This window comes from Brucella sp. NBRC 12950, assembly GCF_030268145.1.
GTDB lineage: Bacteria > Pseudomonadota > Alphaproteobacteria > Rhizobiales > Rhizobiaceae > Brucella.
In genome coordinates this window covers 150,696-177,073 of sequence record NZ_BSQC01000009.1, presented here as the reverse complement: position 1 = coordinate 177,073, position 26,378 = coordinate 150,696, and the positions used below count along the sequence as shown (strand labels likewise).

The window sequence follows — 26,378 nt, the reverse complement described above, 5'->3', positions numbered from 1 at the left end:
GGTTGCCTTCGTCTGTTCACGAACCTATTGAATGACTCTAAAGATCGTTTGCATAAGGCTCTCAGAAAACTATAAGAAATAGAGAGTTTCAGCGCTGGATTCGGGGTAATAATGGCGAAATTCGATCCGACGGCAAGACGTACAGAACTGATCCGACAAATCACTGACAACCAGAGAGTAGCTGCCGGAAAGATTGCGGAAGCGCAGAGTTATGCCCCGGCGCGCGAATTGCTAATCGATCCCAGGCTCGGTCTGGGAATCCCTGCCAATAGTATTGTCGTCGATGCCCCCGTTCCCTTCGGGCGGGAGCGTCCGGACATCCAGATTTGGCTCGACGGAGTTCCCGTTGCCCTGCGCAACGAGGGCGAACACCTTTTCGCCATTCTCGAACTTAAATCCGGCTCAAAGGTGAGAACCGGAGGTCGTTCGATAGCGCGGAGCGAACTTGCGACCTACAATTATTCCAAGCTTCGTCACTTCTATCTTGCAGACGGTGAGGTGATACAGCGTTACGACCTTGGCGGGCCGTCTCTCCCTCAGGCTTGGGAGGTCGAGTGGAACGCGCTCGCCGACGAACAGATATTGACTGCATTTTTTGCTCCGATCACTGAGGACAGACGCTCACTTCGGCGCCAATTAGAGGAATTCTCTGGAGTCGAGGTTCCACTTGGACGAAAAATTGCCGATCTGAAGGATCGCCGGCGCTTCATTGACGCCATGGTGACCGTCGCGCGAATTCTTTCACGCGCCGTAGATGAACTCGTCGACGCTCGGTTGGTGCCCGATCTCAGGCAAGCGCTCGAAGACGTTGCTACTCTGTCAAACGATTACGGCTACGGGACGGCCAGTTTCGACTTTGGCGGCGAAGTGGATCCAGTCGGTTTTGCGAACGAGCCTGACCAGACCGATTTTGACGCCGTCGGCCTATTCAATGAGCGCTACACGCGCATGCTCTCTGACATTGAGCCGCGCCTCTACGCGTTGCGGGCTGAGAAAGTCGACCTTCCGTCGTACGCGATGCGATCTGGCCTCGATGTTGCCTATGCCTCTTTCTTGAGGGTCAACGACAGTAACAAAAAGGCTAAGGAAATCGCCGTGAGCGCCCGAACTAGCTTCGTTCAGGAGACGTCGGCGCTTCTGTTCTCGCGGTTGCTTATGGTGCGCTTCTCCGAAGACAACGGCCTGCTGCCGCGCGTGCTATCGAATGGCGGCCTCGCTGCCTTCGCCAGCTTCGCCAAGCATAGCTCTGAGCCTTTTCAACTTCTGATTAGGACCGCCTACGACAAGGCAAGGCGAATCTATCGACACCTTTTCGAGAAGAAGCCATTGGACTGGCTGCTCGATGGGGAAGATGCGGGCCTGTCGGACGCATTGCTTCATGCCATGTGGATCCTCGCAGGATGGGACTTCACTACGGTTCGCGGTGACATTCTTTCCGGCATCTACGATCGCAATCTGGACCGAAGCCAGCGACAGGCTCTGGGCGAGGTTTACACGAGGCCAGAGCTCGCGGCTTACATGTTGTCGTCTTGTGGCTACAATGGGACTCAGGATGTTCTAGACCCGGCATGTGGATCCGGTACGTTCCTGGTCGAAGCTTTCGAAGTGGCGCGCCAAAGAAAGGAAGACGCCGGGCTCGACTTCACGCCAGACGACGCAATAGAGGCGCTCGAACGCTTACACGGTCTAGACCTAAACGCATTTTCGGCTACGCTGGCCCAGATCCAGCTCCTGTGGCACGCGTTGGCGGGAACGACGAGCAACGGTGGCGACCTTATGCGAAAGGCAATCGTCAGCTTGTCGGTTGAAGGGGGACACAGTAGTCTCTCCACCTGGGGCGTTTCGATGCACGAGGATCTTTTTGGTGGGCGGGCGGGCCGGGCTAACGATGAAATCAGGGCCAACGCTCGTGCAGGCACTAGGCGCTTGCGCACTGCAGACCGCAAGTTTCGCGATTTGTCTGGACGAAGGGGCGGATACCCCATCGTTGCCGGAAACCCTCCCTATGTAAGGTTCGAGCGAGCTCCGATCGGTGCAGAAGAGCGGGCCGAGTTTGCTCCAGTGCTCAAGAAAAATACCGATCTTTCGGTCCTATTCGTTTACCGGGCGATGGAGTGGTGGCTGGCACCGGGAGGACGGCTGGGCTTTTTTCTTCCACTAGCTATTTCAGAGGCAAGCTATGCCGAACCGCTTCGAGCGATCCTCGCGCGTTATCGCATTATAGAAATTATTGACCTAGAGGAGATTGGTAACGTCGCTTTCCACGGTGCAAATGTCGTGACCATTGGTTTGGTTATGGAAAAGACGCCGGCCACAGCTCAGGACAAGATCAAGATCACACGTGTAGTGCAGGACTGCCTCGACGAAGAACTCGGGCAAATCGACATGAGCCGTGCGATCACGGATATTGTGCCGCGGTCCGCTGTCTTGCTGGGACGCTATTTGCCGGGTTCATCACTTGTTGCTTCGGAACTAACCAGGGCCGACATATGTTCGACCCAATCGGATACTATGGCGGAGGCAGAAGTGCAGCTTGAACCGAGCACTGCGGAGCCGCTCCAGGACGACTTTGGCAGCAGCAATAGCGCGATAGATGCTGAGATCGATGAAGAGGACGAAGAGAACGGTGCGGGTTCTTCGGACACCGCTTGGCTAACGAAGATTCGGTCAGCCGACGTCGAGATACTTGACCGCCTCGCCCGATCAAGACGACTCGAAGATATTATACTTCGCGGCTGGACGAAGAAAACTTACCGTCAGAAGACTCGCTACGAAGCTAACATTCCCTCTGGCGAGAGTCGGCTGCTTTGGCAGCGTCAGCCTGTTATGGGGTACGGCGTGAAGCTCGGTCGGAAATCGATTGATAATCATGGCGGATTGCCCGTTCACAAGGCTAAGAGCCTCCCGCCCGACGGCAGCCTGTCCGAGGCTCCCTTTGGCCACTGGAACGGCGATCCCGCAGAAGTTGATACGGCTCGGTTTTATTCCTGGAAAGGTGTCGGCGACGAAGCAAACACATTCGTTGTGCGCAACATTGCTACACAGCCAGTATTCGCGCCGCACCCGAAGGATGCCTATCTCACCAATACGGTCTATTGCATCCGGCTCTCGGAACGCTTTCCGCTCAACATCTGGTCGCTTTCACGCGTAATCGCTTGGTTTATGGCGAAGACCGCCCGCACCTCGGTTGTTCAGGGTTATTTCGCCACCTTCTATCCTCGAGAGACGACGCGAATGCCAATCCCCGCGGAGCGGTCGGGGGCTCTGTTAGATGAGCTCGATGAGATCGGGCTGCGTATCCTCGGTGCAGATGACGAACTCGCACGTGGCGACACGGAGGTTGAACAACTTCGCGCAGGTATTGGAAGTCGCCAATTCCGTAATCGCCTGGACTTGGTATCTTCGGGGGTCGTGACCGCACCGAAAGACATCTCTTGGCCTCGCGCGGATGCTGACTGGACGGGGGCAAAAGTCGATATTGCGGGCGATGATATCCGCTTCCTCACAACCGACGATGAAGGTGCGGAGGAAGCCGCTCCTACCGAAACCGGCCAACCGTGTATCATAAGCATTAAGAATAGCGATCTCTTGGAGTGGATAGCTTCTGAAGCTCGCTCTTTGCTTGCACGTGGAAATCGGCCCGACCGCCAATGGATGGGATCGCTCGCTATACCCGAAGATCCCGCGGCGGCGGCGACAATCGTACGTCGGCTGCAAAAAGGAACGGCAAAGGTCGAACTCATGCGCGCGCTCGATGCTCTCGATGCTATAGTTGCCCGGACGTTGGGCCTATCCGATAACCAGCTCGCACGCATTCACGAAGCTTTTGCGACCGACGCTATGCTTCAACATGTGCGTCCACAATGGAAGCATCGCCGAGCCATCATCTCGGAGCATGAAGGCTAGCCGCTTTTTTTGCTTGCTTCGCAATCAACTATTGCCCGAGGCTTCGCTGCCACGGCGCAATAGAATCGAGCGGCTATCACGACAGCAAGCGGTGCTCTCCTCTTGCAAAAATTGAAGCTGGAACAGCGGGTCGCCAGTTCGTATTCTTCTAGTGTTTTTACAATCCAATTCGACGTTGCAATGTGAGAGTTGCCTAGAGTCTTGACTGGTAATCCGGTTTAAAAGGGTATCGGCGCGCGCCTGGCTTGATGCCAATCTTCATGTTCGTGACTCTACGTCAAAATCAGAAATAGGTTACAAAATCTGCATTACTTAATTTCAGACTGGCAACCTGGATAAGAGAGCGCCGCTGGGTGTTTGTCTTGATGCGATTCATGTGTTCTTGACTTCGAATCAGAAGCAAAAGAACCGCCTCTAATTATGCCCCGGTTTTTCGGAAGTCGGGTGCAAACAGCCGTTGACCGGGCTTTGCCACCCTGGCAGCCAGTCGCGCGCTGTCAGCAAGACAAGGCGGGTTACCCGATGACTCCCGATGATGCGCAGCCCTGATGCCATCTCGATCACCGGAATGAAGCTCGCTATCATTAGTAAAGCCGCCTCCCTCTGGAAATTCGTTTTTGTCGGTTATGGTGTCGGCAGCGGATTGCGGGCGGTCCAGCTTGCAGCGGCTGCTTTGCGCGCAAAACCGACATTGCGGCATTCATTGCACTTGCCTGCAAGCAGCCAACGCCTTTGTTGAGGAAGCACGTCGCTTGGGCGTCAATAACAGTCATTACCGCTCTGAAACCCAAGCACCAAACATGGGAAACTGATGCTTCACTTCTTGAGACTCTTGAGTGGGGTCTTGGCCAACGATCTGAACCAGCCCGAAGGTTGCCATTCGGAAAGTTCGCCAATCTCGTTCAGGATTGTCCATCGTTCGATCAATATCCGCCCCTTTGTGTCGTCGATTTTTGCGGCGAATTCCGTCATCCGAGCCGCCAGCGCCGTCGTCTCAACGAGGAAGATGTCGTCCGAGGGACTCGCTTCGGATTTGCAGACACCTGGCGGCCCCACGATCAAAATCCCCTCCCAGGCCTTCTCGCTTTCATTCTCCTTAAGCCACTGGATGTGGTTCAACGACTGACCGACCTCTTGTTTATTGTACTCGGCGGGGTTGTTTTTTTCCGTTTTGAGCTCGAATGCCACGCAGCTAGAGGAATCGGGATCCATCCAGATAACATCGGGGCCTTTGCCCCATTCGTTGTCCGGTCTGGAGGCGTCAAATCCGACGAGTTCACCGTACAGTCTGACTGCCTCCTCCTTGGCGTTGGACGTCGAGCCCTTGTCGAGCAGTATCTTGGCTTGTTGCTTGAGCTTCCAGACCAAGTCGCCGAGTGCCTGGGGTCCATGGTGGTTCGTGGCGAGCAACACCCTCTGAAGGGCTGTTTTCGCACCTTCGGCCTCAGCTTTGTCGTCGGCATCGGTACGGAACGGAACGTTCAGCCACGCGGACAGTCGCGATCGAGCCTTCTTGTAGTGCGCACTCGCGGTCTCATTGTCACCCGCGTTCTCATAAGTCGCGCCGAGCCAAACCGAATACCAACCCGCCAACTTGGCATCGGCCATGGCGGTGGCGTCGAGCACATCGAGCAAGACCTTCCGAGCCCCTTCGACGTCGCCTTGCCACGTCTTGGTCATGAACTCGCATTCGGCCACGGCGGACGCCGCCAATTGCGCCTCCCGCTCTTTCACCTTCGCAAGAGCGTCTTCTGAGACCTCAAGCCCATCCACAGTCTCTCGATAGAACTGCAGCCATCCAGCATCACGAGAGATAACTTGCGATATCAGGGAGGCAATCGCCTCGGGATCGCCCTTGTCCATGCCCTCCTGAACGGTCTGGCCAAGTATCACCTGTTTTCTGATCAAGGGTGGGAGCAGGGCGACGTTGCGTTCGGTTTTGAGCCAGATATTAAGGTCGCCACCCTGTATAAGGAACGCGCCATAGTCGCTTCTGCCCCGGTTGATACGGCCAAGTAACTGCGTGATCCGCCCGGCCATCTTGGTAGAGAAGAGGTTACTGAGCGATAGGTGCTGGAACAGGTACTGGTCCATCAGACTGGTGCCCGATGGAGCGCCGTCTATAAGCATCACCCGGCAGGTGTCCTGCGGGAGATCGATGCCGTCAATCCGCGACACCAAGATAAACGCGCCGGACGAAGCTTTCCTAAAGGATTGGAGTTCAGCCGAGAAGTTTGCCTTGGAGGGCGGAGTTCCGATGTGCTTCCACGCCTGCGCTTTTGGATAGGACGGCACAGACACCAAAAGCTTGTTCTTCTTGAGAACCTCTGCTGCGACCTCCTTCTTGTCGGGATTGCTCTTGAACAGACTGCTAAGGAGGATCAGTCGCTCGCCGTTGCCCGCATCGTTGTCGGGTGCGATCTGATTTGTAATCCTTCGACCGAAGCCGCGCACGAAATCGGTCTCAAATTCCAAGGTCGCTGACAGGTAGACACGTCGCACGCCTCTGCCTAAGAAGTCGTAGACGCCCGTGGGAATAAACGGCGGGGTGATTTCAATTCCATTTGACGAAATCAAGATAGCGCAGTTCCCGATGTTCTCCCAGAGCCTTATGGTCGGGAAGAACAGATCGCTTTTTCGCCAATCATTGACCCTTTTTATGGCCTCAAGGATTTGGTCGCGGCATCTGTACGCGGTCGCGGGTGGACACATCGTTACCTGCGCGCCGTGCTGTTCGAGGACAGCGCCGAGTTGCGGCCCCTTGTTCAGCTTTTCGAATTCAGGCCGAACCATTGCGATGATGTCCGAGAAGAGGGTCGGATAAGTCTCCTTAGAAATCGACAAGGTGAACGCGTCCCTGATCATGCGCTCGGCGACATGGGCGTCGTCGAAAATGACGCCTGCGGGCGACTTTTCCTTGCTGAAAGTGGAATTCGCGGTGAAAAGGGCCTGATAGGTAGTGATGCAAAACGCCTTGCCCGTTTCGAAACGATCATCGGAGAAATTCCCGTGTGCCCGGGTCGTGTAAGGAATCCCCAGGCGATCGCATTCCCGCGCAGTCTGCTCCACGAGATCGATGGTGCTGCATGCGAAAACGATGGGGCCGATTTGCTCGTTAACCAGACTCTGCGCGATCAATACGCCGACGATGGATTTTCCCGCGCCCGTGTTGAGCAAGACAGCGCTGTCGTGTTTGTCGCGCGCCAAATGCCAACGCTGCAGCGCTTCCGCCTGTCCCTTCCATAAATCATTTGGCGCGTTGCTGAGGTTCGGCGTTCTGGCGAAAATTTCAAGCGGATCAGTCGGAGCCGAGTTGGTCTTAGGACGAGACAATTTATTAAAGTCGATCATGGCGATACCTCTCTCGTCTTGTTTATCTCAAGCAAACAGTACGGTGGAAAGAGTTCGTGAGGGCCTCTGCACAACTTTGAAATGTAGCGACATGCCCCCGGCAGTAACTCAGCGGAAATGATTTCCGCTGTGCGCCTTCATGCTGGACAAGCCTTGCATGAAAGTCCATTCTTAGAACCGGACATCTCACCAGATCATGGAGGTGCCGTGTGTGCTCCGATTCCTGAGGTTAACTTCATCGGGTCAGACAGGGATCACTGGCGACTAGGTTCGCGGGCGTTTTCACCTGTGGCAAATCGCTTGATTCAAATGATGACTGGAACAACGTTGCAGAACGATCGAAGTCTTTGCTATCGAACGCCTACTGGTTGAAAATCGGGAAACGAGCGACGCGATGAAAATCCCATTTAGATGGCATAATCCTGCGGAGGTCACCGCTGTAAAACCCGAGGAACCTGAGTCTATGATCAAGCTAGCGATCGAGCCGCAAAGCCACCTCGAGAAGTATCTCGCCTATTATGTCGGGCGGCTGAAGCCGGGCTATGCCGTACTGGTAACCGGCGAGTGGGGAACGGGCAAAACCCACCAGGTCCGGCGCGCGCTTCCAGATACACATGCCCACTACATCAGTCTCTTCGGCCTCAACACGCCCAGCGAGATTGAAGCACAGATTTTTACCAAGATGTTCCCCAAGGCCTCAGCAGTAAGGCGCTTCGCCGAGAAGATGGATAGCACGTCTGTCGACATTCCGGTACTTGGATCTCTTGGAACCGGAGGTCTGGCGAGTCTTCTGACTGGGCCTTTCATCAAGAATGAGGTCGACAACTCCCGCCCACTCATCTTGGACGACCTCGAGCGGTGCACCGTCGAAAACGCTGTGCTGCTCGGAATGATCAATCGATATGTAGAACACCACGGATGCCGGGTGATTGTCATCGCGCATGACACCAAGGTAGTTGAGACCTTCGCGGACACCAAGGAAAAGGTCTTCGGCCAAACCCTTCACGTCGAACCGAATGTCGAGGCGGCCTTTGCGGAGTTCGTCGCTTTTTTCAAGGATCCGCAGAAGCCAGACAAGCTTGGCGCCCATCGTCGGGAGGTGCTTTCCACGTTCAGGGAGTCCGGAACTTCGTCCCTGCGAATCCTTAGACACGTCGTTGAGGATGTCGGTCGTCTCGCCGATGCCCTAGAGGATCGCCATTTTGAGAACGACATGGCGATGGTGGAATTGGTCCGCCTCTTTTCCGCTCTCGGAGTGGAAGCAAGAACGAACAAGCTGGAGCTCGAAGACCTCTTCATGAGAAAGGAAAAGATCTTTTCGCACAGAATGGATATGGGACGCGCGGAAAAGGAAGAGCTACCGAAATCCCGGCTATATGACGCTGCCCAAAGGTACACGTCAATCGACATTGGAAGCACATTGGTGAGCGATGACGTGTTGGCCGAAATGCTCTTTGATGGCCGCTTCACGGAGAAGCACATCCGCACGTCATTGAACAACAGTGCCTATTTTCTCGAGAAGGAGGCGGCGCGGCCTTGGCAGATCGTCGGCAGCTTTGACAAGCTCGATGATGAGTACACCGCTCCGGCGCTGGCACGAATGAACGAGCAGTTCGACAAGCGTCAGGTGACGGATTCCGGCGAGTTCCTGCATATTGTTGCCCTGAAGATGATGATGGCGTCCCGTGGTGTGCTGAAGGTCACATCAAAGCAGGTCGCTGACGATGCCAAGCGCTATATTGATGATCTCGTAGCCGCAAAGCGACTGCCAGCGCGAAAAGCGGGCTGGAGGTGGACCGACGAGTTCAATGACGCATCCGGCGGCGTTATGTATTGGGTCGTCGATTCCTACCGAACTGAATTCCAGGATGTTCTCGAATACCTCATCAAGGCCCGTACGGACGTTCTGAGTGACACTTTGCCTGGCAAAGTCCCCGCGTTGCTGGAAGCTGTCAAAACGGACGGACAAAAATTCTTCGACATGGTTTGCCACAGCCGTAACGCGACTTCGGAATACGAAGACATTCCGATCTTTGCTTATGTTGATCCGGCGGAATTCGTGGATGCGTGGCTGGAATCGCCGAAAACGGGTTGGTACTGGATTGGTAACGCACTTAAGGAACGACATAAAGTTTTGACGCAATATCCTGCGCTGTCTTCCGAGACTGCTTGGTACTCGCAGGTCCATAAAGAAATGCTGCAGAGAGCGCATAGCCAGGAAGGACTGGCACGAATCCGAATGGAACGAACTGCAGAATTGATGGGTATCCCCAAGGCCGCCACTGCTTCATCGGCCGGTGCTTCAGTCAAAACTTCGGTGAAACCGATAGTGGCGGCTGCAGTTCGTACGGCTACGGAAGGCGAGGCGGATGAAGTTCCCGCAAAGCCTAAGCGTGCGCGCCGCGAGAAGCCTGAGTAACAACCATCGGAGCCGTCAAAGCGTCGGTTGAAACAAAAGCCGGAACCGGTTGTTTTCTGTCTTAAACGGCAACGCTGGATTAACTTGGGGGCAGCACGCTGGGGTAGTTCGGCTTAGCCGTGACTCAATGGCAGGCTGCCTCGAAGCAAGCCTCGCCTGTCGTTGATGCCCGCATTCTCATCCTTTGCAAAACGTATCCGTCGCCCATTGGCAAGTATGCGGAAACTACCTGCGTGGCGAGTATGGCCGAGAATGGCATGATCCACTACCACTTCTTAAACTGCTGCTCTTCAGCGATCAGACGAAACGGCGCCGCACCGGGCGATGCCGTTCGTGCATAATGGAGCGAAACCGTCCACTCGAGGAAGCGACTACCGCAATGCCGAATGCCGAACGCAGATTGATGTCCGCTATTGCCATTGATTGGTCCAAAGCCAACAGACTGCCTCCGGCCCCATTGCCGCTATTCAAGTTCTGCAGAACAAAATCCTGACTGGCAATCTGGAATTGCCGACGGGTGCCTTCTTGACTTGGAATGAAAAACAAAAGAACCGCCTCTAAGTATGCTCGGTTCCCCGGAGGTCGGGTGCACACAGCCGTTGACCGGGCTTTTCCACCCTGGCAGGCAGTCGCGCGCTGTCAGCAAGACAAGGCGGAGGAGGGCGATGACTTCACAACGATGTACAGCGTTGATGCCATCTCGATCACTGGAATGAAGCGCGCGATTATTAGTAAAACCGCCGCCCTCTGGAAATTCGTTTCTGTCGGCTATGGAGTGGGTGGCGGATTGCCGGCGGTCCAGCCTGCAACGGCTGCTTTTCGCCATCATTTCCGCCGTTAGTGTCTCCTACAGTATTGACCAAAAGCTGCCGTTTATCTCAACCTTGCTGACACTCAGTATGTGATGGCAAATGTATGTTCCGATTTAATGCACTACATACGTCCGAAAGGATTTTGTTCCCTGTCATGGCAGCCCGAAGGTCAAGTTCGGGCATTGCGGACGTGAAACTGCCGCAAGAAGCAATGACCACAAAGGTATACCCCTGCGGACATGCGCCCATACCTACCCTTAGTCCTCTCCGCAAGGTCAGAGGCGGGTGAAGAAACATTGTACGAATTGCCGGGAGTGAATTGGAAGCGAACAAACCAGTACCAACCCATTGGCGGAAGTGCTGGATAGAAGGGCGTTAAATACCCCCTTGTAAAAATTTTCATTTTCTTGGCTCAGAACAACCGAAGGTGTACAGGAGAGCTAACCGATGAAAGACACACAAGGTGATTTGATGAATGGAAGCATAACAACCGCCATATCATTCTTGGAATACTACGCCGATCCAAGTAGAGAACTAGACTATGCCGTACTAATCAATGGGCAGTGGGGTTCAGGAAAAACCCATGTCGTTAAAGATATTTTCTTAAAAAACCTCAACGTAAACAACAAGTACCTGTACATAAGCCTTTACGGAATTTCCAACTATGCGCAAATCGAAGAAAATTTTTACAGGCAAGTGCACCCAGTACTTTCATCAAAAGAATTTCGCTTTGCGGGAAGTGTTTTGAAGGGATTTCTGCGTACGGCGGTGAAGATCGACATAGACGGTGACGGCAAGGACGACGCCACTATAACTTCTCAGATCCCCGACATAGCACTAAAGGACTACTTCTCCACACCAAGTGGAACTTTATTAGTATTTGATGATCTTGAAAGATGTACAATTCCAACTTCCGAAATACTAGGATATATAAACCATTTTGTGGAGCATAGCGGCTTCAAAGCAATAATAATTGCAAATGAAAGCAGAATATTTGACTTAGATAAAAAGTATAAGGACATCAAAGAAAAGCTTGTCGGCCAAACTCTATTATTGAGGCCGGATTTTGACAGTGCATTCCCCAGTTTTGTTTCCACGTTAACGAACAAGAAGGCTGCCGATTTTGCGAAATTATTCTCCGCCGATATTAAAAAAACATTCGATATGTCTGAAACCAATAACCTAAGAATACTTAAGCAATCTCTATGGTCATTCGAGCGACTTGCAAATACATTTGAAGAAAAACACTGGCTGCACGCGGAAGAGTTGCGCGAGTTGATGGTGGGCTTCATTGCTCTCTCTCTCGAAGCAAAATCAGGAAGGATGACCCTTGATGAAATGAAGACTTTGAATACAGATAGATTTAGATATCTATTCAATTATGAGAAGAAAAAAGAAACCGTAACAAGCCGTATGGCAACGAAGTATCCATCGATAAATTTCACGGCTATAATTACGCCAGATATACTGGTTGACGTAATCTTCAACGGTATCGTTAACGCCGGTCTTATTATAGAATTATTTAACTCTACAGCACCGTTCGCGCCGCCGAGATCGGAACCAGCGTGGATAAGAGCTTGGCATGGTTATAATCGCTCCGACGACGAGTTTGATGCCGCTGTTCTGGAGGTAGAGGACCAATTCAAAAATCAGGAATTCACGCATTTAGGCGATATAGTTCATGTTTTTGGCCTACGGCTGAGGTTTGCTCTGATGGGAGCTATCACCCAAAGCGCGCAGCAAGTTGTTGACGAATGCAAGAGTTACATAGATGATCTAAGCAAGAAAAACCTCCTAGGTACGCGTGTTCCACGAAGCGTGGATGAGTATAATGGTTGGAGACAACTTGCCGTGTCTCAACATGAGACATCAGAGTTTTTGGATATTTTCGAATATCTCAAAGCAGCTATCCAGCAGAAAATAGAAGAGAACTATCCTGATGACGCTCAAAAACTCTTAGATATTGCCGCCTCTGATACCAGTGAATTTTTTAGAATGCTCTGCCACAACAACTTCGAAAGAAGTGAATATGCTGAAGTGCCGATATTAAATTACATTGATCACAGTAAGTTTTTGGATATGTTAGAGAAGTTGCCACCTAATTCTCAAAACGATGTGATGTTGGCGCTAAAATCTCGCTATGACAGTGGCGGTCTTTCACGAACGCTTTCCACAGAAAAAGATTGGCTGTGCGATTTGGTTTCAGATTTAGACCTACGACTCCCCGGCTACCGCGTCAATTCTAGAGATCGCTTAGGTCGTCTGTCGTCTAATCTGAAAGAGATCTTGGCTCCTCCAAATGAATAATCGAGCATTGAGGTATCGTACAGCAGCGATCCAACATAGGAAATGCCACAAAAGGTGTTCGCCTATTTTATGAGGGGCACCTAAGAGACGCAATGTTCTGTAGTGCGTCTCTCAACCTACACCCCTGTTAACGGTTTTTGAGCGGTGGTATGTGCGGTCTTGTGTGCCGGCGTTCGTACGTTCGGCATTAACAATGCGCGGTATGTTGGCACTACGCATTGTTGCCATGCATTCATTGCTTGTATAGAAACCAGCACATGGAAATGAGACATGTTGTCACTGCCTGCCTGTAAAATACGTTAATATTCAGTGCATTAGATTTCAGGAAACGCCTCACGGAAGTGGCACCATTTCCGGGAACGCGCTGCACGAGCACTACGGGCGGATTTTAGCCTCGTAGCAGACGTGCCGCATAATCTGGTGCGCGTTCGGTCCGAGGGGATTGTGCACCACAAAGGTGCGGCAGCAGTTGAGAGTGGTGATCTCGTTCCTATTGCCGGATCGAGAGCAAGCCTCAGTTACATCGTGTAGAAGTTACCTCAATTGCATCATGCCGTTGGTAAGGTTATCTGATTAAGCCGCTTCCTGCAAAAGTGTTGAAAATACCTTGGCAGGCGTCTTAAATCCAAGACACTTACGCGGGGGCGCATTGAGTTTATGGGCGAGGGCAGTCAACTGCCCCTGGCTGACCTGCGCAAGATCAGTATTGGTGGGTGAATACCGTCTGATGCGCTTGTTGATGTTCTAAATAGCGCCTTTCTGCCAGGGTGAGTTGGGATCGCAAAACCAGCTCTCAGCACCCATTCCATCTTCCAAAGCCCGATACCCCTCAGAGCTACGATCAAAGATAAAACTGCGGCGTGCGTAATAAGGCAGCGCAGCAAAAGTCTGAATGATTTTGTTCACGATAGGCATTGAGCGCCGGCTTTTTGTTTTTAGACCCTGACGTCTTAACTGGTTTTAGAAACCGAGTTTCTGAAGGATGGTCTGTAAGAGTGAAGATTTCAGCTTCTTGATATACTCAAAACGAATTGAGGCAACGGAACCAAGCGTCTTTAAACCCTTAATCTCATCGTAGACAGCACGATTGTCTGGATAGACCCTGTATTCCCGCACACCGTTCTCAACATCAGCATAAATACCTTCTATAATATCAATTTCATAAATCGCTGTGTTGCCAGCTTCGATCTCTCGAATGTGTCTGCTAATCTCCGAAAGAGGCAATTGAACACCCAGTGTCAGGTATGGGAAAGTCAGGTTGTCAGCATTCAAGTGAGGTCTGGCGTATTCAGACAAATATGCTTTCGTTTGACCATGGTTTGAATTCGCATTCGGTATAGCGCTTATTATGATACGGAAGCCATGGATGACGTTATTTGTGCCTAGTATTTTGATCATGTCACGCTTGATGTTGGAATTATCAGCATCAATTAATTCGGCTTCGATGAGAATTCGGGACTGTTCGTACTGTTCAACCGTAACTGGCTCGGCGCGATCATTAAAGCTGTAGTGTGCTGCTAAGGTATTTTTTGAGCTTACGTGTCTCAGTTTAAAGCTAATGCTAACTCCAGCGAATTCACCGAGGAAAAAATTGTCAGATAGTCGGGTCTCGATTACGTTAAAACGGCAGTAATTATTATTCTGGTTTGGAACCGTTGAAATTGAATGGATAATTTGATTTTTCAAAATGAACCCCCGGTATGTCTGAGGTCAGCTTTTATGCAATGTTTTCAGTCTCGTAAACTGAAATATACGATAGTATCTTCTGTCACCTATTAGGTTTCTATTCTCTAAATTGTAAGCGGGTAGGCTACCTCACGTATCTTTCGTCGGTGGGATGGGCGACTTTGCATCATGCGGAGGATTCTATTAGCGACACTGTGAGTCATACCCTGACATTCAAGGTTTTGACGGCGGCCGCGTGACTGGTCGGATGACGACGAGGTGCGGATTGTGGCCGCGTCGTTGCAGCCCAGGCCTAACATCTCGGCGGTTGCACGATCTGAAGGTCTGAATCCCTCGCAGCTTTATGGATGGCGTCGTAAGGCGCTTGCGTCTGGTGTTTTTCACCATTAACTGCGGAAACGGCCAGATTTGCACGGTTTAAAAGACTTGTAGCGCATCGATCGATATGTTGTCGCCTACATGGTAGTTTGCGTCGGTTCAGCCTGCACTCCGGATCACATTGTGAAAGTTCTCAGGTTGGCTCGTAAGGCTTGATTTCCAGCGGTGTGGTAGCTCATATGTCCTGTCAGCCCGTCGACTGACATAAGGGAAGCAGCTCGCCCAGAACCTACAAGGTCAGACCACTTGACAGGAGCGACCGAGGGGCCTTCCTTGCCAGCTGGATCTTTTGCAACAGAGTTAAATCACCCCATCTTGGTGGTACTATTTGGCGAGAGAGACGAAGATTGTTAATCTCCATTAGTCACCACCTTCACATGTCTCGGAAGCATTCTTGCATGCCCAGCCGTCCACCAGTTCATGCCTAGCGTCCCACATCCCTGGTTCCTTAAGCCTCTGTATCATCTGCTTAGGCGAAACGAATTCGTCCGGGTGTTTTGCGCTTTTCTTACAGGTGAGCGGAGACATGGTGCAGAGTTCTGCAATGAATTGGTACTCTCGGCCGCTTTTGCTCATCTTTGTGGACGGCGTTTTTTTGGCGTAAATGTCGCCGAGATCCTTGAGAAGGGGTCTACCGTCAATAATTGATTGTCTGATATCGAGCAGAACCACGTCGCCTTTGCCAACACAGTCGACATCTGGGTCGGCATTCATACCTTTCAGTTCCGTAGCAGCAATCGCGCCAATTCGCTGGCTATGCTTTATCCTGTATTTTTTTATGCGAGCTTCGGCACCTGAGGTAAACTTGAAGCGTTTGGGACAGGCCTCTACGAGAGCGTCAGCATAACCAATTGCGTTTAAGCGGTCTTGGTCTTCGTTTGAAATTTTATCCGCTTTGGCTGGAGATGTTGCCGCAATTAAAAGCGTAAATACAATCGAGCCAAATATTTTGGGCAGCTTGAAAATCATCGTTGAGCTCCTCTGGTGCCGAGCACCATGTTGTCGTCTTTCCCAAAAACTTGAACATAGATTCCATGTTCCCTGAGTTTTTTGTCGTGACCATTTGAGATGAATGAAACGCCCTTGCATCCCCGCACGTCCACGATATAACGAACATCAGGGTCGAGAGTGAGCGGGGTAAGAGGGTTTGACCCTATTTCAACAATGCTTTCGTGAAGCGGTGCGATATCGCTGTTCCCAGCGTACTTAGCAAGTTCATGTAGCTGGACCAGATATCTGCAACTTGCTCGACAACCTTCAATAAATGCTTCTGCATTTCCAGTCACTGAAAACCACGCGCTGTATATCGCGTGTTGCTTCATCGTGACCGGCACTTCTATCGCGCGGGCACCATTATTCTTCGCGAGCTTGGCTTCCCACAATGCGATCTGCCACCCGTTAAGATGAGGTTCAAGCGAGGCGCCGTCCAGGCGATACGCTGAAGGACTAGTTTTTCCAGGGCTCAGAAAAGAAAGGGCGAGTTCAAGATCGAAGAAGGCCGGATTGGACCCAACGACCTCATCGACAAAATCCTTTTCGCCATTTTGCCGGAAAAAAGATTTCTGAATTCGATTAGTCAGCATTTCTCGTGCCGAACTGGCGAGTGGTTGAGGTAGTCGAATGTATTCGCTGCTACCTCTTTTGGGTAAATTGGAATATTTATGGTGTGTTTCCTCGTAAGGGAAACCGTTCGCGCACCCTACTTTTGCTATCTGATTGCCAGCGCAATAAAATGACAAATAGCCATTTCGAACGGCAAGACGAAGAGACAGGAATTTTCCGTCCTCTGATCTCTCCGATGGTACTCCTGACGGACGCCATCTTAACAGTAGTTCGCGAAGCCAGTGATGTTCGTCAACTGTGGCTTGTGTCAGAAGTGATGGGTCGATGCGTCGCTTAAATTTAGACATCTATTTTCTCGTGAATTCGGGTTGTTAGATCAATCTGAGAATCTTTTTTCTCAGTTCAGACTTCAATCCAGTCGCCGTCGCTTGCAGGTTCGACATTGTTGAAAAGTTCTGAAAACCGTTCGGGGAAGAATGTGTGAATGGGAACTAGTCTCTTCGGGGCCACAGCATTTGCGTATCTTTGTAAATCCTGAATGTCAGCATGCCCCGACGTGTGGATGGTCTCCATGGGGACATTTAAGGCTTCGCAAGTGGCGATAAACTTAATTCCGGATTCCTCCTGTAGGTATCCGTCCCATTGTGACCAGATAGCTCTCGACCCTTCTAGTGCGCCGAGTTGGGACAATTCCGTAATCATCCATGGCCGAACGATCATTACCGAGTTGGAGGCAACGGCTTTCAATTCCTCGGGGAAAACTCGTCGGCCCTTATAGCCGTCGACAAGGTGAGCGATCCCGCTTCTGACAAGATGGCGTCGCTGAAACTGTGGGATGAAAACCTTCACATCGTCCCAGCCGTCGGCAGGCTTGGGGATCGACGCGGTTTTTGTCGCTTTGAGCACCTCCGCTCCATAAGCATCGACCAGAAGCTGGCGACCATTTCGCCTGGCCGCTCGATAGACGCTAACCACGCGGTCGATATTCTGGAAAGAACAGGCCACCAGAAGCATACCGGGCGTTCTCGTAATCGCTTCTCGCAGGCGCTCCTCTATCTCGGCTTCTGTTTCAAATCTGTCTGATGCGGTCAATCGTCCGAGGCTGGAGCCTTCCATGAGCATCACGTCGATGGCTTCGGGCGGATAATTGACAAAGCTTTCAAACATTTTGGCTTTGCGACCATGTCCACGCACATCGCCTGAATACAGAACGCGTTTTCCACCAGCTTCGATATCCAGGCTATACGCATCAAAGCCTGAATGGTCCATAAGATACGGTGTGATGTGGAAAGGCCCAATCTCAAAGGTTTTCTTGTGTGAATAGGTGATGGCATGAGGAGGCGCATAACCTCCTGGCACGAATGGTTCGGCAGCTTTCAAAATGGATAGGGTTTTTTGTCCGAGATAGACTGGAATTTGCTTATCTATTTTTGGCAACAAGCCCCAGTGATCCCGATGCCCATGGCTCAGGACGACGCCCTTGACGGTATGAATATTGGATATTGCAGGTAGTTCGGCGTCCTCGTAATCGACATCAAGCGGCTGCCCTAAATCAACGAGGATTCTTGCTCCGTCGTGCTCGAGCTCGACGCAAGAGCCGCCAATCTGATTGCTACCGCGATGAATGCAAACTTTCATATTTCCCCCAATAGCCCTGCTATATCGATCATCTGTTTCGATTCAAGCCAAGTTTTCAACACTTCGATAATGCGGGTCGCCATCAACTGTAACTTGCTCTTCAGGCAGCTCGAACGCGCCTCTTATCAAGGACAACAGATCTTCACGCATGATTTTTCGATCGCACAGAAGCAGAAATCTGCCCGTAGTTCGACAATAAGAAATCCGACCGCGTGGCCATTCCTCGTATTCAAATGCGATTGAAATGCCCCGTTCCATCGGCGTAGCCTTGGATCGCCTCCAACGGTTCCAGGTTGAATAATGTCCGGTAGCGTAGGTGATCATATCGCCATAAGGCTCGCCGTCTGCCACGGCACAGGAAGCAGACAGAAGCCTGATCCGGCCCTGCCACTGCACAAACCAGAAGATACCCACTTTGCCGACATTCATTTCATCCATGCTGAATCCTCCTTTCGGGCAGCAGATGTTCTTGCGGCACTGGGACGGGATTAATCCATTCGACCTCGCCCAACGTCCGGAAGTGACGGATGGCGTTTTCAATCACTCTGCGGTCGATAAAGGGTTCGTCGATAACGATGTCCAAGCCGACCTCTTTGGGAAAGCTCTGGTCAATCTTGAAACACTCGTAGATTTCGGAAGTATCGAAACGTTCCGAGTGGTCAGCATCGAGAAACGCGGCTTGGGCGGTGATAATGAAAGCATTCCAAACCGTTTGGCCGTCCGAGCCAACAAACAGAAAATCGAACCAATCCGAGCTGTAATCCTGTTCATCCAAACGTAATTGGCTGGTGAATTGACCCCCATAGATGGGAGTATCGAGCAATATCCGCCAACGCCAGCGAATAAAGGCATCGCGGCGCTTGCGATAGGGCAGGCTTATGAAAGGGCGTTTGATACGATCCAAATATGGATTCTCCTGATCGAAATCGCGGGCAGGATCGCTCGCCCATGTAGATACATTTCAAACGCCGAGATATTTACACCTTTTCATCAAAAAGTTCTGATGTGGCAGAACGGCAACAATGCGGGTGAGGCACGCATCACCAAAAGAGCACCAATGTGATAGAGGCGCTATACGCCTGATCTGTTCGAAGGCTCGAAATTGGTCGGGCGAATGCTGGAAAATTTGCCAAAATGTAAATGAGATCCAACGCCGTCTGAATTATTAGCGGCTTGGAGTTTGCTCAGAAGAAAGGCCGCTTCTCTTTCGGTGCGGGGTCGAGCTTCTCGATACCATCCCACAAATTTCTGACGAACGGAGTCCGTGTGCGAAGCAAGTCATCACTGCTGTCGCAGCGGGAGAACCGGACACTCGTCCACCACAAAGTTGAAAGCGGCCATTGATTGGCTGTTTCAGGCAAAAGGTTTGAAATCAGATGATGCCATCCTCACGTCGGCGCGGGATGAAATTGCGAGAGGGCAGGTGGCCGTCATTCCTTTTGGGCTGAGGCGATTGGCTAATTCGCCCCATTCATTGCGATCTTGGAAGAGGCTCACAAGAAACCATTTTCATTTGGGCTCACGAAAGAAAGGGATGGCTTAACCCCGCTGATGGCTTCTACGAGGGGACTAGGATGCAGAGGACGTGACCTCTGCCAACTTCATCTTGAGAACATTTGCGTTGAGTAGCACGAATGCACGGTCGCTCTCGTTGAGCCGATTTCAACCTTTTTGAACCGGACGCTTGTCGTTTCCCAAACCCGATGTACATGACCAATAGCGTGATCCTGCGACGTCCGAGTCAAGTGCCAAGGAGCCAATCAAGCAACATGTGGAAAGCGAACACCCGTTGTATCGGGGTTGGCCGTCACATTGTTGCAAACAGCTGACTTAGTGGCTAGACCGAAGATCGGCCAATCTGAAGACCGCTTTATTGATTGTCGGTGGCACCCTCAGCAGCGCTGCATCTCGAAAACTTATAGACGTTTTCCGGCAAGATCATTTCATCGATGGCCGGCTCATAACCATTCAGGAAATTGACCTCGATACCGCCGTAAGCTTTGCGTTCGTATGCAGGGTTCCTTTCCTTTAGGAATAGCGTCTGGCGAAGTTCTGCAAAAACGACCCAAGGTTGGTCTGCGACCGTCAAAGGCTGATAGGCTTCTTGATAATCCTCACCCGCCCGGGTCTTAAACGTCATTCGGCATATCACTGCGCCATTGGAACAAGTCGCGTGCGATTTCGTCGTCCAGATCGGCTCGTCGTTTTTGTATCCGGTGAGCGTTGCTTGTGCATCCAGAAATCCATTCTTGAATTCAAGAAGTTGATATGTGCCATCATCGCGAGGATCTGACCTCAGAATACTAAGACTTATCGGACAAATCGCTTGTGCCGTCTCTTGCTGAATCGCATTTTTGACTTTCACTGAGCTACAGGTCTGAAATTTGATGCCCTCAGGATAAACTCTGATCCCATCCTGATCTTTTACGAGCAATTCGCGAGATTTATATGTCTCAGGGGTCATGTCAGTGCCACCGCATACAAGGTCTAGGATGACGGCATTCTCGATCCCATTGATCCGCTGCGTCTTGGTTATTTTGCAGCTCGTTTCCCAGCCGTAAATTTCGCTTGCGGAATATGTGCGAAGGCTATCGTTGTCCTCGCACGTACCGCTACCGTCTTGAATGAAGGTGTCGTGCCACCATTCTTTAGCAAGAGCTAAAGTCGTGGAACCAAAGATCAACGCTCCTGCCACTGCCCAAATCAATTGGCTATTCATGGTTCCCCGCAATCGGCTTCAAGGACTAATATCGCTATTCGTTTGAATGGAAACGCACTCCATGATCACGCCACGTATGGCAAAAATCATGAGCACGTCCGACTAATTCGTCGTCCGGGTTCAATATAAAGAACGTTCGACAGCTGTATGCGTTCGCCCGAATTGCTATAGCTTTCGTGTCAAACTGCGAAAGCCAAAAGTCGACTTCCAGATCATGTCCACCAGGTCGCCGCGTGTTATGGTGATAGATAACGGCCGGCCTTTTGTCAGCGAGAGCTATTGCTTCGTGTAGCGAAATCGATTTACAGAATTTTGCCTTCGAACGCCGCTTATCGTTGTTGTCGACCAAGCCGTTGTCGGGATCAGCGAATACAAGATCCGCGGAGGCCATACTAGCAACGACTCCGTTGAACCAATCGTGCCGCCACGCTGACCGCTGTTGCCACGGAAGATCACATGAAGTCAGCGGCGAACGGTGAAACTGATTGCCAATTAGACCCGTGGCTTCCAACGACCGAATTGAACGAACACCGTCGACCACACTATTTAGGGCATCAAACAGCTCCGGATCAAGATAGCGCCAGCGGTCTGGAAGGGTAAGGTATCCTATGTGACGTCCGTCGGCGTTATGGCCTTCATCTGGATAGAGATACCAAGCGATGCCGAGATTTCGATCTCTCGCGAGTTGTCTGAGAAGAGCGAGTTTGACGTAGTCACCAATATCGCCTGCGTATCGATCCTGCATGATGCCTCAGTATTTCTTGAATTTTTCAGAGTAGTGCCACTAACGAGTTGATGAGGATGGGTTTTCACGATCGTATTTTATGTTGTTTGTGGCCACTCAAAGTACGCTTTCAGTAATGAAAGCGTCTCAGTAGGTCTGTCCACTCAATCTAACGAAATGTAATCGAACCATTCCGATGTTCTGCCATCAGCAAATACAAATGATTTGAAAATTGGGCCGAGGGGTCATCCCCAAACCGCACCGGTCTTGGCGACCGAGCCTTCAGGCATTGACCCCTTACGAAGCTCTCGGTAACCAAGTATCTTCATGACTTCAGCCACGATGGCTCCGGCGCTCGCGGTTCCGAGATCAAGCGGGGAGTATCGGTCTCCGAGTTCACGCGTTAGAAGCGGTTCCACGCCAGCAAGCGCCGGGTAACCTTTAGCGGTGGCTTCGATCATCAGCGGCCTTGCTTCGGGGGACCAGATTATCTCTTCCATGCGTTGCCAAACGGGGTCGCTGAAAGAAAGCCCCCCGGTGCGAATGGGCAAACCTGATGACTTCAGAAGTTCGATTACCTCAGTTCCGCCGTTCTCAGGTCGCTTCTGGGCGTTCACCCAGAGCTGCGCTCTCTGTTCAGGCGTCATTTTTTCAATTGCCGATTGATCTATTGCCATGAAAATTCCTCCTCAATTCAAATTCGGTCGATTATACGATGCCAGTGTAGGACTTCATCTTGCCATCTTCATCGAGGTCGATGAAAGCTCGTTTTCCACGCTTGCCAACAGCCATGAAGACAAGCTTCCCAGGATGAGCTTCCAGAAAACGTAATCCTTGGCCGTCAGGCGCGTAATGGGTGATATCCTTGCCATCTGTTTCCTTGAAGCCAAGCTCAGTCAGAAATCGTTCGTTGTGCCGTTTGACCGCGAATGCATGGAGACGTTTAGAACGCTGATAGAACCCGACCAGGAGACCTATCCCTGCGAGAAATGCCGTGACAGCTGCGCCGATAATGATTGAAAGTATCATCACTCCGCCTGCTTCGGCTTCTTTAGATGTAACGGCTAGGCCTTCGAATGCGAGAATCGAAGCGGAAATAAAGCCAATGGCGATAAGTAAGATGCTGCCGATATAGGTTATAAAAAACGTTCCCAGAACGCCACGGTCATGTCCTCTAACAAGTTCGCGACCTCCGATAAATGGGCAAAAAATCACAGAGAGTAATAGAAGCAGGTTGCCGCTATTCTTTTTGGCGCCTTTGTAAATATCGCGGCCCATGGATAGCCCGAAGCCGGCTACTGCCGCTCCTCCGACACCAGCTGCTATTAAAGCCAAGGTCGATTTATTTCTGCTGAAATTCATGCTTCCCGCCTTTTCTGGCCAACAATCTGCTAATCCCGCGCACTATCGAGAACGCAAGCCAACCGGCCCAAAGAAGCCAGCCTAGAACGCCAATCATGAGGGCTGTTATCCAATAAGCCAGTTTGCCGAGCTTAATGGCTGTTTTGCCGAGCATTTTCACGATGGCGGAAGTCTGCTCGCCGAACTTGGCAGTAAGCTTCGAAAATTGCGAAAGCTCCTTAGCGTCGTCTGCGTGCTCCAGAATGCGAAAGGTGGATTTTATCCCGCCCACTTTTGTTATCGATGACGCATCGCCAACCAATGACCCAATTTCCGAAGCAACACCCGGCTTAATTGCACCCTTGAAGCTCAACTTGGCTGCTGAGACGTCAATTGGCATCATGCTGGTGATAAGAGTGCGCAAACTCGAGAAGTCGCCCTTCATAACGGCTGACCATTTCAAGTCCGAAATCGTTGAACGCAATTCTTTGATGGCGGGTGTTCGGAAAGACGGTAACGTGACTTCAGAAAGCCCCTTCCGAAGCGCGCTCACATTGACCATTTCCGATGCCAGTTTCCCCACTCGGTTTCGAAGGGGGGTGGAGAGCTTTCCAGCTTTATTGGCAGTTTTGACAACGGATGCGCCGAGATCGACAGCGCCAGTTCCTGGAACAATTGTCGCCAGTCCGACAAGTGAGAGGCCGAGGGTGATCTTGTCGTAGTCTTGACCTTGAACGAGATAGCCACCTTGCACGACCGCATCACGAACATCGCCGACACCAATATAATCGGCTGCCATCGCTCCGCCAATGGCTGTTGCCGATGTAGCCTCCCCGGTCGTCGCGCCCTTAACAAACTCCTGTAGAGTTCGAAGTCCGAACTGGAATGGACTTTCTTTTGTCTTTTCGGCGAGTTCGTCGGGTATGATGTGACCGCGTGCCCGAGCGAGGGCGACGAGATTGCTGGCCTCCGCGATGTCGTCCTCTGCGAGCGAAGCATTAATCTCAGCAACATAATCGTCGGTAGTCAGTCGGTTTAGACGGTATTCCGTTATAGAAAGCGGATCCCAAAAGTTGAAAGCAAGCTTTACAGCCTCGAACTGAGAAGACGAATAGAAAGTCAGTGCTGACGCTACTAAGCAGACGGCACTCGTGGCCCGATAGCCATTTCGAATATTTCGCAATATCGCCATTTGAAAACCCAACCCGGAGATTTCGATAGCGCTAAATCTTGGCCGCTTCAACGGGAAATATTTATATGCTTTCCCCTTGACCGAGTGTTGTCTGCTGCCATCGAAGCGCTAAAGTTCTTTTCATGACGCGCAAAGCTGGCCGAACTAGCCGTTCCCGACGTTACTGGCGAAACTACACCAGACGCAAGCGTTTACGACGCCATCCCTAAGGCTGCGAAGGATCCAAACCTTCAGAGCGTGCAGTCGCCGAGATGTTGCCCCGGGCCGCAACGACGCAGCCACAATCCGCGCCTCCGTGGCTAGTCATGCGGTCGCACTCGGCTTCACATGGGTCCGACCTCAAGCCCTCAATGTCCGAGAGCTGCCGACTTTCGCTCGTTGTCTGGCGTTACAGATAAATTCAGTTAGAGGCAATTACAGCGTTTGCAAAATCATGTATCCTGTACATACTAGTCAGCAGACGCCATTATTTGTTCTTTTCATGGTGGGCATCGTGAATTGCAGAGATTGATCGTAACTGGCCCGAATGGCGCAGGGAAGAGCTACCTCGCGGCAAGATTGGCGGCAATTCGACCCAACGTGCCAATAATTTCCTTTGACAACATTAAACTCACCAAAAACTGGGAACAACGTCCAAAATCCCAAATAGAGTCCAAATTGCTTCAGGCTTTGCGTAGCGATGCATGGATATTAGAGGGTGGACCAAGCTTATTACCCTACGCAATACCATATGCGGATAGTCTTATCTGGTTGGACCCACCCAGTTGGGTGCGAGCATGGCGTTTGGCGATCAGACCGTTACGGAACTTCGGACGGACTCGTCCAGAGCTTCCTTCAGGCAATGTAGATTGGCCATGGGAACAATACCGATTTGCAATCCGTAGCCTGAGATATCAGGCCAAGTTTCAAGAAAACATTGCTTGCCAGCTCGCGGTTGCCCACAACCTACAGGTGTGGCGCATTAGGAAATCTAACGAAATCTCCAATGCAGTGAATGCATGGCGAATAGATGCCGATTAAATCGTCCATCAGATATTACTAACTTCCCGTCTGAACGTCTGCTGGATCTGTTGATTAAAAACAAATGCGGGATAAGATTGCGGTGAGGCATTTTCTTTAGGAGCGAGCATTAGGCCAATCGCCGCCAGCGCTTTCTGATGTGTTGTCACGTCGCCTAGATTGTTACACAAATGGCTGCTTTGGAGATTTGAATATTGTCGGCCGACGTCAGCAATAAGGTCTGAAGCTGCGATCGAAACTACTTTGGATCTAAGATTGGCTACCATCACCAGCCTTTCAACGCTTTCGGATAGGAGAATAGTCCCACTATCGCTGAACAACGCAGCAAGCATTCTTGATTGACAATCTAAAGATGAATTTGCTGTAGGTGCTGAAGAAATGCTGGTGTCAAACTCATCTTTTAGCAAATGAAATAGTCACTTTGAAATGGGGCCCTCGGTAAGCAGAATTAGTCGATTCCCATGATAGGATTATGGCTTGGGTCGAGTGCAGCTGCCAGCAACCCGTCGATCCCTGTACCATCCTCGCTGCAATGTGATGCAAAGGCGGCAAGAGCTAGGAGCCTTGTACCAGGGGTGTCTCCTAAGAGGGTATATTCGTGAGCTGTTCGACTATCGGCAAATCGTTTCGCAATTATTCTGGTTTGAACTGTTCCGTCATAATCGGCAAGTCGAGCAGAGATGCCTTGTTGAAAGCCCATCGCAAATGAATCATGAGCCGACGAGAAGTAGCAGAACTCGTCTGGACATACCACGCCGTCGAGATGCAACTGATCATAAGCGGCTTTCTCTTTAATTGAATCAATACCATACCAGTCTCTGGACTCTTCTGCCACTTTGTAGCCGAAGAGAACGAATGGAGGAGCTTTGAGTTCTGCCTGAGAAGCAAAATCTTGTAGCGCTTTCGCCTTTTTCTGTGCATCAGCGAGGGTCGTGGCGTCGATGGTTGATTTGACTTCGATGACAAGACGAAGACCTTCAAAACTGCAAATCGAGTTCACCCCGAACGTATCGAGTTTCCAAAACCCTCCGTATGAATAGTTGAACAATACGATATCAAGTTCTCGGTCATATTCCTTGCCGCCAAGCGTTACGGCAAAAACATTTGAAGCTACTTCGCAGTTCCGTGACACGAACTCTTTTAGAAAGTCTACGACCGCATTCTCACGGATCATTCCCTTTGAGCCTGGAAGCTTGTGGCTTCCGGAGAAAGTATAATGGGCTTTCATCAAGTCGGCATAACCGTCAAGTGTCTTTAACAGACGTTTTGAATTCATATTGAGCCCTCAACTTGTTCATAAGCCAATTGGGTTTCGATGTAGG

20 protein-coding genes and 2 pseudogenes are annotated in these 26,378 nt (G+C 51.1%); 8 read left to right on the top strand and 14 right to left on the bottom strand.

Annotation, left to right across the window (positions count from 1 at the left end; genetic code table 11):
* Nucleotides 1–111: 111 nt before the first annotated feature.
* Nucleotides 112–3,906 carry an Eco57I restriction-modification methylase domain-containing protein gene (locus tag QSJ70_RS16405; protein WP_285537893.1) on the top strand — a complete coding sequence of 1,265 codons (3,795 nt, stop codon included), beginning with the start codon at nt 112–114 and terminating at the stop codon, nt 3,904–3,906.
* A 532-nt stretch (nt 3,907–4,438) separates the two neighbouring features.
* Nucleotides 4,439–4,645, top strand: a complete 207-nt coding sequence (locus tag QSJ70_RS16400) for a hypothetical protein (protein ID WP_285537891.1) — start codon at nt 4,439–4,441, stop codon at nt 4,643–4,645.
* 77 nt (nt 4,646–4,722) lie between these two features.
* On the opposite strand, the gene QSJ70_RS16395 is transcribed toward QSJ70_RS16400, so the two are convergent.
* The gene (locus QSJ70_RS16395; RefSeq protein WP_285537889.1) at nt 4,723–7,257 is read right to left on the bottom strand and encodes a DEAD/DEAH box helicase family protein; all 2,535 of its coding nucleotides are present in this window, start codon (nt 7,255–7,257) and stop codon (nt 4,723–4,725) included.
* Nucleotides 7,258–7,651: 394 nt separating this feature from the next.
* Between QSJ70_RS16395 and QSJ70_RS16390 the strand changes: the two genes are divergently transcribed.
* The 4 genes from QSJ70_RS16390 to QSJ70_RS16380 all read left to right on the top strand — a co-directional run bounded on the left by QSJ70_RS16390 (nt 7,652) and on the right by QSJ70_RS16380 (nt 12,795).
* Nucleotides 7,652–9,676, top strand: coding sequence for a P-loop NTPase fold protein (locus QSJ70_RS16390; protein ID WP_285537887.1), 2,025 nt, complete (start codon nt 7,652–7,654; stop codon nt 9,674–9,676).
* A gap of 119 nt (nt 9,677–9,795) precedes the next feature.
* Nucleotides 9,796–10,017 carry a DUF8758 domain-containing protein gene (locus tag QSJ70_RS27760; protein WP_502871689.1) on the top strand — a complete coding sequence of 74 codons (222 nt, stop codon included), beginning with the start codon at nt 9,796–9,798 and terminating at the stop codon, nt 10,015–10,017.
* Nucleotides 10,018–10,262: 245 nt separating this feature from the next.
* Nucleotides 10,263–10,517 carry a hypothetical protein gene (locus QSJ70_RS16385; RefSeq protein WP_285537885.1) on the top strand — a complete coding sequence of 85 codons (255 nt, stop codon included), beginning with the start codon at nt 10,263–10,265 and terminating at the stop codon, nt 10,515–10,517.
* A gap of 418 nt (nt 10,518–10,935) precedes the next feature.
* Nucleotides 10,936–12,795, top strand: coding sequence for a P-loop NTPase fold protein (locus tag QSJ70_RS16380; RefSeq protein WP_285537883.1), 1,860 nt, complete (start codon nt 10,936–10,938; stop codon nt 12,793–12,795).
* A 573-nt stretch (nt 12,796–13,368) separates the two neighbouring features.
* Here QSJ70_RS16380 and QSJ70_RS16370 read toward each other — a convergent pair.
* Nucleotides 13,369–13,734: pseudogene (locus QSJ70_RS16370) on the bottom strand (transposase); the annotation flags it as partial.
* A gap of 21 nt (nt 13,735–13,755) precedes the next feature.
* A complete protein-coding gene (locus QSJ70_RS16365) occupies nt 13,756–14,481 on the bottom strand; it encodes a hypothetical protein (protein ID WP_285537882.1) in 726 nt (241 codons plus the stop codon).
* A 237-nt stretch (nt 14,482–14,718) separates the two neighbouring features.
* Here QSJ70_RS16365 and QSJ70_RS27700 point away from each other — a divergent pair.
* Nucleotides 14,719–14,871, top strand: a pseudogene (locus QSJ70_RS27700) (transposase); the annotation flags it as partial.
* A gap of 348 nt (nt 14,872–15,219) precedes the next feature.
* Here QSJ70_RS27700 and QSJ70_RS16360 read toward each other — a convergent pair.
* From QSJ70_RS16360 to QSJ70_RS16335, 6 genes are all read right to left on the bottom strand, one after another.
* Nucleotides 15,220–15,828 (bottom strand): hypothetical protein, encoded by a 609-nt coding sequence (locus QSJ70_RS16360; RefSeq protein ID WP_285537880.1) that lies wholly within the window; start codon nt 15,826–15,828, stop codon nt 15,220–15,222.
* Nucleotides 15,825–16,769 carry a hypothetical protein gene (locus QSJ70_RS16355; protein ID WP_285537879.1) on the bottom strand — a complete coding sequence of 315 codons (945 nt, stop codon included), beginning with the start codon at nt 16,767–16,769 and terminating at the stop codon, nt 15,825–15,827. Before QSJ70_RS16355 ends, QSJ70_RS16360 begins: the two co-directional genes overlap by 4 nt.
* A 55-nt stretch (nt 16,770–16,824) precedes the next feature.
* Complete coding sequence (locus QSJ70_RS16350; RefSeq protein ID WP_285537878.1) at nt 16,825–18,060, bottom strand: MBL fold metallo-hydrolase; 1,236 nt, start codon at nt 18,058–18,060, stop codon at nt 16,825–16,827.
* Between the two features lie 42 nt (nt 18,061–18,102).
* Nucleotides 18,103–18,498 (bottom strand): hypothetical protein, encoded by a 396-nt coding sequence (locus QSJ70_RS16345; protein WP_285537876.1) that lies wholly within the window; start codon nt 18,496–18,498, stop codon nt 18,103–18,105.
* On the bottom strand, nt 18,491–18,964 hold the full coding sequence (locus QSJ70_RS16340; protein ID WP_285537875.1) for a hypothetical protein: 474 nt from the start codon (nt 18,962–18,964) through the stop codon (nt 18,491–18,493). Before QSJ70_RS16340 ends, QSJ70_RS16345 begins: the two co-directional genes overlap by 8 nt.
* A gap of 966 nt (nt 18,965–19,930) precedes the next feature.
* Nucleotides 19,931–20,779 (bottom strand): hypothetical protein, encoded by an 849-nt coding sequence (locus tag QSJ70_RS16335; RefSeq protein ID WP_285537874.1) that lies wholly within the window; start codon nt 20,777–20,779, stop codon nt 19,931–19,933.
* A 610-nt stretch (nt 20,780–21,389) separates the two neighbouring features.
* Here QSJ70_RS16335 and QSJ70_RS16330 point away from each other — a divergent pair.
* Nucleotides 21,390–21,575 (top strand): hypothetical protein, encoded by a 186-nt coding sequence (locus QSJ70_RS16330; RefSeq protein ID WP_285537872.1) that lies wholly within the window; start codon nt 21,390–21,392, stop codon nt 21,573–21,575.
* 173 nt (nt 21,576–21,748) lie between these two features.
* On the opposite strand, the gene QSJ70_RS16325 is transcribed toward QSJ70_RS16330, so the two are convergent.
* The 5 genes from QSJ70_RS16325 to QSJ70_RS16305 all read right to left on the bottom strand — a co-directional run bounded on the left by QSJ70_RS16325 (nt 21,749) and on the right by QSJ70_RS16305 (nt 26,332).
* The gene (locus QSJ70_RS16325; RefSeq protein ID WP_285537871.1) at nt 21,749–22,180 is read right to left on the bottom strand and encodes a hypothetical protein; all 432 of its coding nucleotides are present in this window, start codon (nt 22,178–22,180) and stop codon (nt 21,749–21,751) included.
* A 31-nt stretch (nt 22,181–22,211) separates the two neighbouring features.
* On the bottom strand, nt 22,212–22,865 hold the full coding sequence (locus QSJ70_RS16320) for a hypothetical protein (RefSeq protein WP_285537869.1): 654 nt from the start codon (nt 22,863–22,865) through the stop codon (nt 22,212–22,214).
* On the bottom strand, nt 22,846–24,036 hold the full coding sequence (locus QSJ70_RS16315) for a hypothetical protein (protein ID WP_285537867.1): 1,191 nt from the start codon (nt 24,034–24,036) through the stop codon (nt 22,846–22,848). Before QSJ70_RS16315 ends, QSJ70_RS16320 begins: the two co-directional genes overlap by 20 nt.
* 1,028 nt (nt 24,037–25,064) lie before the next feature.
* Nucleotides 25,065–25,463 carry a hypothetical protein gene (locus QSJ70_RS16310; protein ID WP_285537865.1) on the bottom strand — a complete coding sequence of 133 codons (399 nt, stop codon included), beginning with the start codon at nt 25,461–25,463 and terminating at the stop codon, nt 25,065–25,067.
* Between the two features lie 41 nt (nt 25,464–25,504).
* Nucleotides 25,505–26,332 (bottom strand): DUF6602 domain-containing protein, encoded by an 828-nt coding sequence (locus tag QSJ70_RS16305; protein ID WP_285537864.1) that lies wholly within the window; start codon nt 26,330–26,332, stop codon nt 25,505–25,507.
* Between the last annotated feature and the right edge of the window lie 46 nt (nt 26,333–26,378).

Bases quoted from the DNA above. Each gene is read 5' to 3' on its own strand.
- QSJ70_RS16405 (WP_285537893.1), top strand. From the start codon at position 112: ATGGCGAAATTCGATCCGACGGCAAGACGTACAGAACTGATCCGACAA.
- QSJ70_RS16400 (WP_285537891.1), top strand. From the start codon at position 4,439: ATGATGCGCAGCCCTGATGCCATCTCGATCACCGGAATGAAGCTCGCT.
- QSJ70_RS16395 (WP_285537889.1), bottom strand. From the start codon at position 7,257: ATGATCGACTTTAATAAATTGTCTCGTCCTAAGACCAACTCGGCTCCG.
- QSJ70_RS16390 (WP_285537887.1), top strand. From the start codon at position 7,652: ATGAAAATCCCATTTAGATGGCATAATCCTGCGGAGGTCACCGCTGTA.
- QSJ70_RS16380 (WP_285537883.1), top strand. From the start codon at position 10,936: ATGAAAGACACACAAGGTGATTTGATGAATGGAAGCATAACAACCGCC.
- QSJ70_RS16360 (WP_285537880.1), bottom strand. From the start codon at position 15,828: ATGATTTTCAAGCTGCCCAAAATATTTGGCTCGATTGTATTTACGCTT.
- QSJ70_RS16355 (WP_285537879.1), bottom strand. From the start codon at position 16,769: ATGTCTAAATTTAAGCGACGCATCGACCCATCACTTCTGACACAAGCC.
- QSJ70_RS16350 (WP_285537878.1), bottom strand. From the start codon at position 18,060: ATGAAAGTTTGCATTCATCGCGGTAGCAATCAGATTGGCGGCTCTTGC.
- QSJ70_RS16345 (WP_285537876.1), bottom strand. From the start codon at position 18,498: ATGGATGAAATGAATGTCGGCAAAGTGGGTATCTTCTGGTTTGTGCAG.
- QSJ70_RS16335 (WP_285537874.1), bottom strand. From the start codon at position 20,779: ATGAATAGCCAATTGATTTGGGCAGTGGCAGGAGCGTTGATCTTTGGT.
- QSJ70_RS16325 (WP_285537871.1), bottom strand. From the start codon at position 22,180: ATGGCAATAGATCAATCGGCAATTGAAAAAATGACGCCTGAACAGAGA.
- QSJ70_RS16320 (WP_285537869.1), bottom strand. From the start codon at position 22,865: ATGAATTTCAGCAGAAATAAATCGACCTTGGCTTTAATAGCAGCTGGT.
- QSJ70_RS16315 (WP_285537867.1), bottom strand. From the start codon at position 24,036: ATGGCGATATTGCGAAATATTCGAAATGGCTATCGGGCCACGAGTGCC.
- QSJ70_RS16305 (WP_285537864.1), bottom strand. From the start codon at position 26,332: ATGAATTCAAAACGTCTGTTAAAGACACTTGACGGTTATGCCGACTTG.